The sequence below is a fragment of the Kitasatospora sp. NPDC097605 genome (assembly GCF_040302725.1).
GTDB lineage: Bacteria > Actinomycetota > Actinomycetes > Streptomycetales > Streptomycetaceae > Kitasatospora.
Map to the genome: position 1 here is coordinate 157,000 of NZ_JBEOSF010000013.1, position 13,635 is coordinate 170,634.

The following is a 13,635-nucleotide window of genomic DNA, read 5'->3' on the forward strand; positions in this document are numbered from 1 at the left end:
CCTGAATTCAGCAGTCGTCAGGATGATTGCCCTTGCGTCCGGCGTCAAGTGGGCTCATCATCGACCTCCCGCACAATTCATCATGACGACTGACCTATCTGGGGGTCGTCCGGGAGGGGTGAGTAGGGCATGACCTTGAAGAATCTCCCGTTGGACGCCGGGCGGCTGGGTGTCGCGCTGTGCGTTTCCGTGGAGGCTAAGACCGTTCCCGAAACGGGTGAGGTCAAGGCGGACCGCGACGGGGTTCCGGTGTGGACGGTCGGGGTGGCGGTGCGGCCGGAGGGCCGGCGGACCGCGCTGATCGAGGTGGCGGTGTCGGGTGAGCCCACGGGCGTGATGGTCGGTCAGGTGGTGAACCTGGTGGGCCTGGAGGCGTTCTGGTGGGAGATGAACGGGCGCGCGGGCCTGTCCTACCGGGCGGAGTCGGTGGTCGCGGCCCCGCCCCCGGCCCGGCCGGCCCGGCAGACGGGCGACCCTCGCGCCGCCGCTGGGGGCTCGGAATGAGCGCGGTGCGTCGCACCTGGCGGGACCTGCGGGAGCGGCTGAGCGACCTGGGGGACTTCGCGGAGGAGATGGCGCCGGACATGGACTGGGGGCGGGCCCGCTTCCTCTACGCGATCATCGCGCCGATGGCGGAGGACGCCGCACTGCTGGCCCGGGACCTGGAGGGCGAGCTGTACGCCCTTGCGGCCGAGCACGGGGTGAGCCTGCCCCGGATGGAGCTGGGTGGGGGTGGGCCCGGTGAGTGAGGAACGGTGGCGGGCGCTCGTCGGTCCGGGGCGAGCGAGGAAGGAAGTCCGGCCGGCGGTTCCCGGGATGGCGGACTGGAGCACCCGTGCGTGCGCCTTCCTCCTGGAGGTCTCGATCGCCGGGGGGATCATGACCACCTACACGGCTCTCCTGTACTACGCGCGGCCGCCGCTGGCGCTGCTGCAAGCGGTGGCACTGCTGCTGAGCGTCCACCTGGAGCCGTTCTACCGGTTCCTCTACTGGGCGTTGCCCTTGGCGTTCCTGGTGTGGCAGTGGGCGCTGCGGGGCCGGACGGGCCAGTCGCTCGGTCAGCGCGTGATGCGGATCGTGACGGTCGATGAGGACACCGCGCGCCCGCTGGGCCCGGCCCGCTCCATCGTCCGGAGCCTGCTGCACGTGGTCGACGCGGCGCCCGGGTTCTTCGGGTTCGTCCGGCCGCTGGTGCACCACCGCCGGCAGACGTGGGCCGATCAGATCAGCCGGTCCGTCGTCGTCGACCTCGATGTGATCAACCAAATCGCGGAGGTGAGGAAGTGAGCAAGATCGAGAGCGCGGCCGCGATGGCTGCGGGTGCGTCGGCGCCGCCGGTGGTGTGGGCGGGGGCCGTGCTGGTGGTGGTCGCGCTGCTGCTGGCGGTGGCGTCGCCGGTGCTGCGGCACCGGGCTCCGAACGTGTGGTGGCCGCTGTGCGGGTACCCGGCGGCGGTGCTCCGCTTCTACTGGTCGTGGCGCAGGCTGGCGGATCTTCAAGGGCTGTCGGTGCCCCGGCGCCCCGCGACGGCGCTCCTGGGCAACGTGGTGCTTCAAGGGCGGGCGTTGAGGCCGGTCAAGCCCCGTGCGGGGATGCCGCGTTGGCAGCGTGGCGGGATGACGGTGCGGGTTCGTCTGCACGCGGGCCAGACACCGGAGGTGTACGCGGCGGCGTGTGGATCGATGGCGCACGCGTGGCGGATGTTCGCCGTGCGGGCGGTGTCCGACACCCGGGGAACGGTGTGGTTGGTGGCGAACGCCTGGGATCCGCTGACCATGCCGGCGGAACCGTTCCGGGGGTCGGTGGGGCTGCTGACGGCCGTGGTCGGTGTGTGGGAGGACGGCGGGCGCTGGCTGGTGAACCTGCGACGCGTCCCGCACTGGCTGATCGTCGGGGCCACGCAGTCGGGCAAGTCCACGCTGCTGGCATCGCTGGTGGCTCAGTGGGCCCGTCAGCCGGTGGCGATGGTCGGCATCGATCTCAAGGGCGGCATGGAGCTGTCGCTGTTCGGCCCGCGCCTGACGGCGCTGGCGACCAGCCGCGTTGAGGCCGTGGACCTGCTGGACCTGTTGGTGGAGATCACCATGGGCCGGATGGCGCTGTGCCGCTCGGCGGGGGTGCGCTCGGTGTGGGAACTGCCGGACAAACAACAGCCGGTCCCGGTGATCCTCCTCGTGGATGAGGTCGCCGAGTTGTACCTGACGGCGACCAGCGCCGATAAGGCGGAGGTGTCGCGGGTGGCGACGGCGCTCCTGCGTCTGGGGCAGCTCGGCGCGGCGCTGGGCGTGCACCTGGTCATCGCCGGCCAGCGGTTCGGCTCCGACCTGGGGCCGAGCGCGACGTCCCTGCGGGCGCAGTTGGCGGGGCGGGTGTGCTTCCGGGTCACCGACAAGGGCACGGCGGAGATGACCCTGGGTGACCTGGACGCCGGCGCGGTGGAGACAGTGCAGGCGATCCCGGTCTCCATGCCCGGTGTCGCGGTGGCCCACGGTGCGCCGGACGGTGGCTGGATGCGGGCCCGCTCCTACCGGGTGACCCCGGAGCACGCACGGGAGATCTCGGCGCGCTTCGCTCACCTGACCCCGGCCGTGGGCCAGTTGTACGCCGGGGGTGCCGCGTGAACTTCGCGATCCCGCTGACGGCGTTCCTGTTCGTGATCGTCGTGATGATGGTCCGCTCGCGCGAGCTGAAAATCTGGCAGGTGATCTTGGTGGCGGTGTTCGGGTTCTTCCTGGCCCGCACGAACCTGGCCGATCCGATCGAGGCGGCGGTGCGGTGGTTCGTCACCGGCCTGACGCACTCCGGCGACCCGTCGACCCCTGCCCCCGACGGCCCGGCAATCACCATCGAGCCCGCTGTCCCGCCTGCTGTCCCGCCGGGCGCAGGTATCCCTCCGGCCGCCTGACACCCTGCCTCCCGCTTCCTTGATCGAACTGGAGTTCCCATGGATCGACCACGACCACAGCCGTTCGGGTCCGTGTCGTCCGTCGTCCTCGGTCATGCCGGGTTCTGCCCGGTGTGGCCGGGGCGGCCCGTCTTTCCCTGGAGCCATCCCCCATGAACGGTCTTCTTGGTGACCCTTCAGCCCGGCGCGCCTATCTCGGGCTGGACGAACGGTTGCGTGGTTTGAGTGAGGTGGATCGTGATCTGGTCCGCCTTGGGCAGATGCCGGGCCTGTCCCGGTGGTTGGAACAGGTCGCCGCGACCGGTGGGTGCGCCCGGCCGGTGTACCTGAGGGGCGCATCCGAGACGTTCAGCGTCGTCTCGGGTGAGCTGGTTCGCCGGTACAGCACGGCGGGCGAGCCCGGGGAACGGCTGGCCTTGCGGTGCCGAAATCGGCGGTCTTCGCGGTGCGGGCCGTGCTCGTGGCTGCATCAAGGCGACAGCTGGCACCTGGTGCACGCCGGTCTCGCCGGTGGCAAGGGTGTCCCGGCTGAGGTGCGTTCGCATCCGACGGTGTTCCTGACGTTGACGGCACCGTCCTTCGGCCGGGTCCACCGTACGGGTGGATGCCATCGGGAGCGCCCCGGGGTCTGTGCTCACGGGCGGACGCTGGGCTGCGGGCGGGTCCATCCGGAGGACGGTGGGTTCGTCGGCTCGCCGCTATGTGTCGAGTGCTATGACTACCCCGGGCACGTGCTGTGGAACGCCCACGCGGGTGCCCTGTGGAAGGCCTTCACCGACAACGTCTATCACCACTTGGCGGCTCTGGCCGGGGTGGGCCGGTCGGCGGTGCGGCGTCTGCTGCGGGTGTCGGCGGTCAAGGTCGCGGAGTACCAACGCCGTGGGGTCGTGCACTTCCACGCCGTGGTGCGACTCGACGGCCCGGCCGGCCCCACCGACCAGCCGCCCTCGTGGGCGACGGCCGATGTCCTGGTGGAGGCGGTCCGCACGGCGGTCGGGGCGGTGGCGCTGGCCGCTCCGGTCTCGGCGGCTTACGGGGAGAGGCGACTTCGCTTCGGTGTGCAGGTGGACGTCCACGAAATCCGCGGTGAGGAGAATTCCCCGGAGGCCGGGGAGCGGGTGGCCGCCTACGTGGCGAAGTACACCACGAAGGGTGCTGAGGCTGCGGGCGGCGTCGATCGGCGGGTGACGAGTGCGGCGGAGATCCGGCTTCTGCGGGTGTCGGCTCACATGCGTGCCCTGGTCGGGGCCTGCTGGCGCTTGGGCGGTCTGCCGGAGCTGGCGCACCTGCGGCTGCGGGCCTGGGCTCACATGCTCGGCTTCCGGGGCCACTGCCTGACCAAGACCCGATCCTTCTCGACGACGTACCGCAGCCTGCGGGCGGAACGGGGGGACTACGTCCGGGGCGGGCCTGCTCCCAAGAGGGAGGTGACGGTGGGCTTCTGGCGGTTCGCGGGAATCGGGTACCGGCCGGGGGAGGCCGTGATCGCCGAGGGAATCGCCCTCGACCTTGAGCGGACCCGAGAGATCGCCCGTGACCACCTGCCTCCCGGGTGGGTGGGTGGGGCGCGGCGAGAGCCCCGACGGGCCGGCGCGGCCGGGCACACGGGGCGTGGATCATGAGCGATGCCGTGGTGGGGCGTGCCTCGGCCATCGTCCGTGGCGATCAGGCGCTGTGGCGTGTCTCCGATCTGACGGCGGCCTCGGTCAGCGATGTCGTGGGTCTGCTGGGCGGCACGCCGCGTGAGGGATCGGCCGGCTGGGATGTGGTCACGGTTTCAGCGGAGCTGCGGGCTCAGGTCATCGCAGCCGATGACAACGGGCTAAGGTTCCGCTTGGTCGGCGCACCGGGGTTGGGCCTGCTCGAACTGCGGCTTGCTCCTTGGGGGGTGGCCGGCGTTCTGGGTGAGCGGGCGGCCGGGCTGCTGCTGGTCCTTCCCGTGGCGGTTCACATCTCCCTGAGGGTGACTGAGTTCACCACCCTGGCCGGTCGGATGGTGCGACTGGCTGCACCATCGCTGGGTTTGTGCGTGTGAACAGACGAGGGCCCCGCCAGAGATCGCGGGGCCCTCGCTATGCGCTAGGAAGCTGGGTTGTACGGGCTGTTTCCGGTGATCACGAGCCGGTTCTCGGCGCCCCGGGGGTAGAGCACCACCTTTACGCCAAACTCACTCAGCAACTCGCGCTTGGCCACGTCATCAGCGGCGGCGTGCCACACATCGGCAATACGGCGGCCGGTCGGCATCATCCGCATGCCCGGCTCACGATCGGGAAGGGCCGCAAGCTCCTTTATCTGCTCGCCCATCTGCCGGTTGCGCTCGTAGAACCATTCCTCCCGCTCCGGGTCGTCGTACACGCCGGCCTCACGGTCACGCAACAGGCGGTCACGGTCAGCCTTGAGCGCCTTGATCTGCGCGGCGTAGCCGGTGCCCGGGTCATAGACCCGCTTGACCTCCTCCAACTCTCCATAGGCAGTTAGAAACCACTCCTCGGCACGGCCGTCCATCTGACGAACAGACATCGTGGGTGCGGGCTTGCACGTTTGACTTTGCGGAAGACCTCGAACCCGTCCGGTGCAGCCGTAGCCGACCTCCCCGCTTCGGCCAACGATGTACAGCCCGATACCGCAGTTGCCACAGGACGACAGGCCCGACAGCCGGTGGACGCTCTTGGGCGCCCGCTTGCTGCTGCGCTTGGGGGCGGTCTTGGCGACCAGCGCGTCATGGGTGGCCTGATCCCAAAGAGGCTCGGCCAACCGCACCGGACGACCGTTCGGCCCCAGGACCGGCCTGCCTCCGTGCATGAGGTAGCCCAACGCCGCTTCGCTGGTCAGGATTTCATAGACGCTCCTGGCGACCCACGGAGCCCCTTTGGGCTTGCGGCCGTAGATCTCCGCTCGCCGGTCACTCGGCGACGGGACCTTGCTCCGACTCAGCCGCGCCGCCTCTGTGGCGCAAGTGATCATGCCAGTCTCGTCCGACAAAATCCGCTCGGCCACGTTGCGAATGATCTCCGCCGCGATCGGATCGATCTCGACGTGATCGACCTTGCCCATCGGTACCAGCCGGACGTACAGGTAGCCGTACGACGGCATCTGCTTGGGCTGGCCGGCCTCGCGGGCCCGAACGGTCTCCTCCCGGTTGCGCTTCTGGATGGCGCGCAGTTCCATCTGCGATCCCCACGCCTTGATCATCCAGTCATTCTCTTGGTTGGGGTCGCTGAAATCCCAGATACCGTCATGATCGCCGGTCACGATCATCCGACCCTGCTCGGTCAAGAGCGCCTGCGTGTTGAGCACGCATCGCACGTTGCGGCCGATGCGATCCACGGCAGCGGCTGCGGTCCCCGAGTACGGGCCCATCTCGCCCCGAAGCCACGGGCCCAGCTTGGGCCGCGTCATGGGGTCGGTGGCGCCGGACACCTCCCAGTCATCAGCCCACCCGATGACGTGTCCCCCAACGGACGCGACAGCCCGCAGGATCTGGCCCTGCTGCTTCTCCGGGCTGTTGGTCTTGTCGGTCTTCCTGCTGAGCCGACGCGTCCCCACGAAGCACAACCCGCACCCGTCGTACTCGGTCACAGCCACATCGTCCATAACACACCCGTTCTATGGATTACGGAAGTGCCTGGGCAGCAGGTCGTCGCACATGCCCTCGGTGAAGGAGTCCCCGACGGCGACGTAACTGCGGAAGGCGGTGGGCGTGTTCTCCGTGTTCTCCATGGCCCGTCGATCGTACGCGCGCGGCCGGCGACGGGATCCGGCGGCCTCGGTCCCCTCCCTCCCTCTCCCCTTCCCTCCCTCCGATCAACGGCCACGGCAAGCGGACGCCGATCGGCCGTTTATCGGCGCCGAGCAGAGTGGGACGCGTCGGGAGGACACGACGCCCGGCACGAGCAGCACGACACCACAGCAACCTCGGGGGAACCTCATGAACACCACCAGCCGCCTGCGCGCAGCCGCGGTCACGCTCGCCACCGCCACCGCACTGACGGCCGGTCTGGCGGGGACGGCCTCGGCCGCCCCGACCACCGCGCACGCCACCACCGGCGAGGGCGCCAAGGTCCAGGCCGCCGCCGCGACCGCCACCGCCGCCCGCAGCACCACGGTCCGGCTCTCCAACTGGACCGGCTGCACGCTCACCCGGGAGTCCTGGGAGCTGAGCCACGGCATCTGGAGCCACGAGCCGCCGGAGCGGATCGCCGACCAGCAGCGGGGGAGCTGGTCGTCGGAGTCCAACGGATTCGCCACCGGCACGGAGGGGTTCGCGCAGTTCTTCGCGGAGAACTGCGCGAACCCGGTCCTCAACGGGCGCCTGGTGCGGGTGCACTGGAACAACCCGTACGTCGGCTCGAACAGCTATGACGCAGCCGGCAGCGACCTGAAGTTCCACGTCAGCAAGGCCGGCGGCTCGGGCAACAACGCCACCGTCGACTTCTCGGTGTGGGGCGTCTGATCGTCTGACACCCGCAAGACCCCGGGCCGCGGCGCGGCGCCTCCCACACAGGCGCCCCCGCGGCCCGGCCGCGTTCCGTCAGACCCCGACGGCCGCCCCCGCGGTCTCCTCCACCGCGCCGGTGATCCAGTGCGTCCGCACGGCATCGGTCGGTCGCTGCTCCCCCAGCGCGTCGAGCCCCCAGGCGCCGAGCGCCGCCACCACCGGCCGCAGCGCGGCGCCGCGCCCGGTCAGCTCGTAGACGGTGGCGTTGGCCGGCCGCTCCAGGCGGCGACGCTCGACGACGCCCTCGCTCTCCAGCTGCTTGAGCCGCGCGGCGAGGATGTCGGTGGAGACGCCGGGCAGGTCGGCGTGCAGGTCCGTGTAGCGGCGCGGGCCGGCCAGGAGTTCACGGACGATCAGGAGGCTCCAGCGTTCCCCCACCGCGTCCAGGGCGCGGGCGACGGCGCAGTACTGGTCGTAGCTTCGGCGTGACATGTGGATCAGCATAGCCAAGAGGTTGGACTTTCCAAGTGCCTACTTGGTAGAACAAAGCGACCAGGACGACGCGGGGTGACGGTCGGGAGGCCGCAGATGGAGTTTCGGCAGTCCAGCAAGCTGAATGACGTGTGCTACGAGATCCGCGGCCCGGTGGTCGATCAGGCCAACGCGCTGGAGGAGGCCGGGCACAGCGTGCTCCGGCTGAACACCGGCAACCCGGCCACGTTCGGCTTCGAGGCGCCGGAGGAGATCCTCCAGGACATCATCCGCAGCCTCCCCCAGGCACACGGCTACAGCGACTCGCGCGGCATTCTGCCCGCCCGCCGCGCGGTCGTGCAGTACTACCAGCAGCGCGGCGTCGAGGGTGTCACCGTCAACGACGTCTACCTCGGCAACGGCGCCTCCGAGCTGATCCAGATGGCCGTCACCGCGCTGGTGGACGACGGCGACGAGGTGCTCGTCCCGATGCCCGACTACCCGCTGTGGACGGCGGTGGTCCGGCTGGCCGGCGGCAAGGCGGTGCACTACGCCTGCGACGAGCAGGCGGACTGGCTCCCCGACCTCGACGACATCGCCGCGAAGATCACCGCCCGCACCAAGGCGATCGTGGTCATCAACCCCAACAACCCCACCGGCGCGGTGTACCCGAAGGAGCTGCTGGAGGGCATCCTCGACCTCGCCCGCCGCCACCAGCTGATGGTGCTGGCCGACGAGATCTACGACAAGATCCTCTACGACGATGTCGAGCACCACTGCCTGGCCGCGCTCGCCCAGGACGTGCTCACCCTCACCTTCAACGGCCTCTCCAAGTCCTACCGGGTGGCCGGCTTCCGCAGCGGCTGGCTGGTCGTCTCCGGGCCCAAGCAGCACGCGAGCGACTACCTGGAGGGCCTCACCATGCTCTCCGGCATGCGGCTGTGCCCCAACGTGCCCGCCCAGTACGCCGTCCAGGCCGCGCTCGGCGGCCACCAGTCCATCAACGACCTGGTGCTGCCCGGCGGCCGCCTCGCCGAACAGCGCGACGTCGCCTTCCGGGCCCTCAACGAGATCCCCGGCGTCAGCTGCGTCAAGCCCCGCGGCGCGCTCTACGCCTTCGCCAGGCTCGACCCGGCCGTCCACCGCATCGTCGACGACGAGCGCTTCGTCCTCGACCTCCTCCTCCGCGAGAAGATCCACGTCGTCCAGGGCACCGGCTTCAACTGGCCCCGCCCCGACCACTTCCGCTTCGTCACCCTCCCCCGCGCCGACGACCTGGAGACGGCCATCAACCGCATCGGCCGCTTCCTCGCCACCTACCGCCAGGTCTGACCCCCACCCGACAACGCGAAAGGCCCCCACGGAGCGACCGCCGGCGGCTACGCCGGATCTCCCGGCCGACCGTGGACGGGCTGCGGCCCAGCTCGGCCGCGATCGCACGGACGGTCGCCTTCCCCCACAACCGGTCGGCGATGTGGATCCGCTCGCCCTCGCCCGGGTAGCGGGGACGGGCCGGACACGCGGCGGGCGCCCGCTCGAATCGAGCGGGCGCCCCGAACCTGTTCGGATCCGTCCGACCGTCGCGCCACTCGAGTCCAGTCCGCTCGTGCACGCCCACCAGCCGGGACGCATCCATGATGCTGCAGCCACAGGGGAGGGCGGGGTTACCAGCCCCAGCCGCCGCCCTGGCCGTCGTCGTCGCGGTCGCCGTCCCAGCCCTCGCCGACCTTGCGCTGGATGGTGTAGTGGTCGATCCGGGTGCCGTCCTCCGCCAGGGCGGTGACGGTCATCTCGGACTTCTGGCCCAGGGGGGCCGGCTTCACGTCGACCTTGATGAACGAGTAGCCGGTGTAGCGGACCCGCGACCACTCGACCTTCTCGGTGACCTTGCCGCCGCCCTTGGCGAAGTAGTAGGTGTCCACCGAGTCGAGGCGGTTCTCGTGGCCCTCCCAGGTGTCCGGGGCGTCGAACCGGTAGAGGCTGCGGCCGGCCGCGCCCGCCGTCACGTACACCACGCCGTCCTTGGCGGGCTCGACCGTGGCGCCGCTCGGCACCGCCTTGGAGACCTTGTTGCCGAGGATCGCGTCGGTGCGCTCGTACACGTGGTTGTGGCCGTTGATCACCAGGTCGACCCGGTACTTCTCGAACAGCGGCACCCAGGCCTCGCGCACCCCGCCCTCGGAGGCGTGCTGGTGGGTGGTGGAGAAGGCGCAGTGGTGGAAGAAGACCACCACGAAGTCGACGGTCTCGTCGTTCCGCAGGTCCTTCAGGGTGCGCTCCAGCCAGCGGGTCTGCTTGCCCGCCGAGACGCCCAGGTTGGCCGGGATCTCGTAGGAGACGTCGTTGGCGTCCAGCGAGATGACGCCGACGTTCTTGTAGCGGAAGGAGTAGACGCCCGGGACGCTGCGCTTGTCCGGCCCGTTGTCCGGCAGGTAGAAGCGGGCGTTCTCGCCGCCGTAGCCGTTCGGCGAGTACCAGGCCTCCATGTCGTGGTTGCCGTAGGCGACCATCCACGGCACCTTCGAGGCGACCGTCTCGGTCTGCACCAGGAAGGCGTCCCAGGTGACGGCGTTGAACACCGACTTGTCGGAGTCCTGGCCGGAGCCCGCCGGGTCGGCGTAGCAGATGTCGCCGGCATGCAGGTGGAAGGCCGGGTTCTGGGCCAGGATGATGTGGTCGTTGCCCTTGGCGTGATCGCTGACGCCCTGGTCGCCGAAGGCGGTGAAGGTGAACGGCTCGTACACCTTGCCCCAGCGGTGCTCGCGCGAGGGCGCGGTGCGGAAGGTCCCGAGGGTGGAGACGGCCTGTTGCGAGGCCGGGTCGAAGCCCTGGTGGCCGACACCGTAGTAGTAGGTGGTGTCGGGGTGCAGGTCCTCCAGCGCCACGTGCAGGTAGTACTGGTCCACCGGCTGCCCGGTGGGAGTGAGCGCCGGGGTGTGCAGGGTGCGCACCTCCGCCTCAATCCGGTGGCTGAGGTCCCACGGGTGCTTGCCGTAGCGCAGGAACGGCCGCTTCACCGGGGCCGGCACCTGCCAGGAGACCCGGAACTGGGTGTCCGGCTCGGGACCGAAGGAGAGGTGACGCCCGATCGGGGCCACCAGCGAGCCGTCGATGCCCGCCGTGGCGCCACCCGCCAGCAGCTGCGGCGAGACCGGGGCCGCCGAGGCGGTACCGCCGCCCAGCGCGCCGCCCACGGCCAGCGCGCCCACCGAGACGGCGCCGGCGCGCAGCATCCGGCGGCGCGAGAAACGGGCCCGCAGGTACTCGTGCTGCTCGGCCATGCTCATGCGTTCGGCGAGCTTCACCGGCACGCCCATGTTCGGAGTTTCCATGCCCGGGACTCTTCCAGCCACGCGTTGACCAGACACGGACGAACGGTGAACGCGCCCGGGCGTGCCGGTCAGTCGAACGCCAATGTTCGACCATGCCTCGGCAAAGCCGTACGCAGGCGAAACGCGTCCCCCGGGCCCGGGCGCCGGCGCTCCGGGCGGGGCTGGCAGGATCGTCCACCATGGCCCGGATCCTGATCTACCGTCGCAACCTCCGCTTCCCGCACGCCTCGGTCGTCGACGGCACCCGCGCGCTGGGCGAGCTGGGCGAACGGCACGGCTTCACCGTCGACGCCACCGAGGACCCGGCCGTCTTCCGACCCGCCGCCCTGCGCCGCTACGCCGCCGTGGTGTTCCTCTCCACCGGCGGCCCGGTGCTCGACGAGGCCGGGCAGGACGCGCTGCGCGCCCATCTGAGCGCCGGTCACGGCTGGCTGGGCGTGCACGCGGCGTCGAGCACGGCGTACGAGTGGCCGTGGTTCGAGGGGCTGGTCGGCGCCCGGTTCGACCGCCACCCGCCGATCCAGACCGCCCCCGTCCGGGTCGCCGACCCCGACCACCCGGCCACCGCCCACCTGCCGGCCCGCTGGCAGTGGACCGACGAGTGGTACGACTTCCGCTCCGACCCGGGCGAGCGCGGCGCCCGGGTGCTGCTCACCGTGGACGAGGCCGACTACACGGGAGCGGCCATGGGCCTGGCCGACCGTCACCCGCTCGCCTGGTGCGGGGAGCACGACGGCGCGCCGACCTTCTACACCGCGCTCGGCCACGCGCCCGAGGCGTACGCGGACCGGTTCTTCCGCGGGCACCTGCTGGGCGGCCTGCGGCACGTCCTCGGCTGAGCCGTCGCGGGAGCGCCGCCACGGCAAAGGGCCGCCCGGAGCAGGGATCCTGCTCCGGGCGACCCATGAGTTCATCGGTTCAGCCGATTACCAGCACTCCTCCTCGTCCTTCTCCTTCTTGTTGGTGAGGCAGATCGGGACGCACTCGTCGGCGTTCACCTGGATGGGGCCGGTGACCGGGTCGCGCGGGAGCTGGTAACCGTCGGGGGCGGCGGTCTCCTTCAGGTAGTACTCCCCGACCGGCAGCCGGTCGAACTCGCAGGCACCGTGGGCGTCGGTGGTGCAGCCACCCACCTGGGTGTCCGGGTCGGCACCGCCGGTCTGCAGGCCGGGGACGCCGTTGGTCTCCTTCCACAGCTCGAACTCCGCGCCGGCCAGCGGCTTGCCCGACCACTCGTCCTTCTTCTTCAGGTGGATCGAGCCCTTGCCCGGCGGCTTCGGCGACGGGCAGTCACGGGCGGTGACCTGGACGCCCTGGGCGGCGTTGGCCGCCGTCAGGACCAGCGGGCCGAACACCGGGTCGGCCGGCAGGTCGTACCCGGGAGGCGCGGCGGTCTCCCGCCAGTAGTAGGTACCCAGGTCCACCGTCCGACGGCAGAAGCCGTCCGCGCCGGTGGTGCAGGGCGCACCCACCATCGTGTCCGGGTTGACGCCGGTGGTCTGGAGACCGGGAATGCCGTTGGTCTCCTCCCACAGCTCGAACACACCACCGGCCAGCGGCGCACCGGTCTCGGCGTCGGTCTTCAGCACCCGCACCTCACCGGTGGTCACGGGACCCTCCGGCACATCCGGGGCGGTGACCTGGACGCCCGCCTGAGCGTTGGCCGGGGTCAGCAGCAGCGGGCCGAACACCGGGTCCGCCGGCAGCACGTAGCCGGGAGGCGCGGCGGTCTCCCGCCAGTAGTACATGCCGACCTCCACCGTGCGGCGGCAGAGGCCGTCGGCACCGGTGGTGCAGGGCGTACCCACCATCGTGTCCGGGTTGACGCCGGTGGTCTGGAGACCGGGGATCCCGTTGGTCTCCTCCCACAGCTCGAAGACACCGCCGGCCAACGGAGCACCCGTCACCGCGTCGGTCTTCAGGACCCGGACCTCACCGGTCACCGGGGCCTGCGGCACGTCGGGAGCCGTCACCTGCACGCCCTGGGCCGCGTTGGCCGGAGTGAGCACCAGCGGGCCGAACACCGGCTGAGCCGGAAGCACGTACCCGGGGGGTGCGGCGGTCTCCCGCCAGTAGTAGGTACCGACGTCCACGGTCCGGCGGCACAGGCCGTCGGCACCGGTGGTGCAAGCCGCACCGACCATCGTGTCCGGGTTCACGCCGGTGGTCTGGAGACCGGGAATCCCGTTGGTCTCCTCCCACAGCTCGAAGACACCGCCGGCCAGCGGAGCACCCGTCACCGAGTCCGTCTTCAGTACCCGCACCTCACCCGTGACCGCCGGAAGCAGCACATCGGGAGCCGTCACCTGCACACCCTGGGCCGCATTGGCCGGAGTGAGCACCAGCGGACCGAACACCGGATCGACCGGCAGCGCATACCCAGGAGGCGCGGCCGTCTCCCGCCAGTAGTAGGTACCGACGTCCACGGTCCGGCGGCACAGGCCGTCCGCACCGGTGGTGCAAGCCGCACCCACCATCGTGTCCGGGTT

At 70.6% G+C, this 13,635-nt stretch carries 13 protein-coding genes and 2 pseudogenes; 10 read left to right on the forward strand and 5 right to left on the reverse strand.

Annotated features, from left to right (window positions below; translation table 11 throughout):
- Positions 1 to 150: 150 nt before the first annotated feature.
- The 7 genes from ABTX81_RS17410 to ABTX81_RS17440 all read left to right on the forward strand — a co-directional run bounded on the left by ABTX81_RS17410 (position 151) and on the right by ABTX81_RS17440 (position 4,940).
- Entirely contained in the window at positions 151 to 504 is a 354-nt protein-coding gene (locus ABTX81_RS17410) for a hypothetical protein (protein ID WP_350546033.1), read from the forward strand.
- A complete protein-coding gene (locus ABTX81_RS17415; protein WP_350546035.1) occupies positions 501 to 749 on the forward strand; it encodes a hypothetical protein in 249 nt (82 codons plus the stop codon). Before ABTX81_RS17410 ends, ABTX81_RS17415 begins: the two co-directional genes overlap by 4 nt.
- A 67-nt stretch (positions 750 to 816) precedes the next feature.
- Complete coding sequence (locus tag ABTX81_RS17420; RefSeq protein WP_350546038.1) at positions 817 to 1,287, forward strand: RDD family protein; 471 nt, start codon at positions 817 to 819, stop codon at positions 1,285 to 1,287.
- Complete coding sequence (locus ABTX81_RS17425; protein WP_350546041.1) at positions 1,284 to 2,621, forward strand: FtsK/SpoIIIE domain-containing protein; 1,338 nt, start codon at positions 1,284 to 1,286, stop codon at positions 2,619 to 2,621. The genes ABTX81_RS17420 and ABTX81_RS17425 overlap by 4 nt, the downstream gene beginning before the upstream one ends.
- Complete coding sequence (locus tag ABTX81_RS17430; protein ID WP_350546044.1) at positions 2,618 to 2,905, forward strand: hypothetical protein; 288 nt, start codon at positions 2,618 to 2,620, stop codon at positions 2,903 to 2,905. The genes ABTX81_RS17425 and ABTX81_RS17430 overlap by 4 nt, the downstream gene beginning before the upstream one ends.
- A 152-nt stretch (positions 2,906 to 3,057) precedes the next feature.
- Positions 3,058 to 4,527 carry a replication initiator gene (locus ABTX81_RS17435; protein ID WP_350546047.1) on the forward strand — a complete coding sequence of 490 codons (1,470 nt, stop codon included), beginning with the start codon at positions 3,058 to 3,060 and terminating at the stop codon, positions 4,525 to 4,527.
- Complete coding sequence (locus ABTX81_RS17440; protein WP_350546049.1) at positions 4,524 to 4,940, forward strand: hypothetical protein; 417 nt, start codon at positions 4,524 to 4,526, stop codon at positions 4,938 to 4,940. The genes ABTX81_RS17435 and ABTX81_RS17440 overlap by 4 nt, the downstream gene beginning before the upstream one ends.
- 44 nt (positions 4,941 to 4,984) lie before the next feature.
- Here the strand turns inward: ABTX81_RS17440 and ABTX81_RS17445 are convergent, their stop codons facing one another.
- Entirely contained in the window at positions 4,985 to 6,484 is a 1,500-nt protein-coding gene (locus ABTX81_RS17445) for a recombinase family protein (protein WP_350546051.1), read from the reverse strand.
- Between the two features lie 349 nt (positions 6,485 to 6,833).
- Here ABTX81_RS17445 and ABTX81_RS17450 point away from each other — a divergent pair, with 349 nt between their 5' ends.
- Positions 6,834 to 7,358: an aegerolysin family protein gene (locus ABTX81_RS17450; RefSeq protein WP_350546054.1), complete on the forward strand. Its 525-nt coding sequence runs from the start codon at positions 6,834 to 6,836 to the stop codon at positions 7,356 to 7,358.
- 126 nt (positions 7,359 to 7,484) lie between these two features.
- Here the strand turns inward: ABTX81_RS17450 and ABTX81_RS17455 are convergent.
- A pseudogene (locus ABTX81_RS17455) lies at positions 7,485 to 7,835 on the reverse strand (winged helix-turn-helix transcriptional regulator); the annotation flags it as partial.
- Positions 7,836 to 7,931: 96 nt separating this feature from the next.
- Here ABTX81_RS17455 and ABTX81_RS17460 point away from each other — a divergent pair.
- Positions 7,932 to 9,146 carry a pyridoxal phosphate-dependent aminotransferase gene (locus ABTX81_RS17460; protein WP_350546056.1) on the forward strand — a complete coding sequence of 405 codons (1,215 nt, stop codon included), beginning with the start codon at positions 7,932 to 7,934 and terminating at the stop codon, positions 9,144 to 9,146.
- Between the two features lie 28 nt (positions 9,147 to 9,174).
- Here the strand turns inward: ABTX81_RS17460 and ABTX81_RS17465 are convergent.
- A pseudogene (locus ABTX81_RS17465) lies at positions 9,175 to 9,462 on the reverse strand (helix-turn-helix domain-containing protein); the annotation flags it as partial.
- Between the two features lie 16 nt (positions 9,463 to 9,478).
- Complete coding sequence (locus tag ABTX81_RS17470; protein ID WP_350546060.1) at positions 9,479 to 11,146, reverse strand: purple acid phosphatase family protein; 1,668 nt, start codon at positions 11,144 to 11,146, stop codon at positions 9,479 to 9,481.
- Between the two features lie 179 nt (positions 11,147 to 11,325).
- Between ABTX81_RS17470 and ABTX81_RS17475 the strand changes: the two genes are divergently transcribed.
- Positions 11,326 to 11,985 (forward strand): ThuA domain-containing protein, encoded by a 660-nt coding sequence (locus ABTX81_RS17475; protein WP_350546063.1) that lies wholly within the window; start codon positions 11,326 to 11,328, stop codon positions 11,983 to 11,985.
- 87 nt (positions 11,986 to 12,072) lie between these two features.
- On the opposite strand, the gene ABTX81_RS17480 is transcribed toward ABTX81_RS17475, so the two are convergent.
- Positions 12,073 to 13,635 (reverse strand): SpaA isopeptide-forming pilin-related protein (locus ABTX81_RS17480; RefSeq protein ID WP_350546065.1); only part of this gene is annotated, 1,563 nt, incomplete at its 5' end.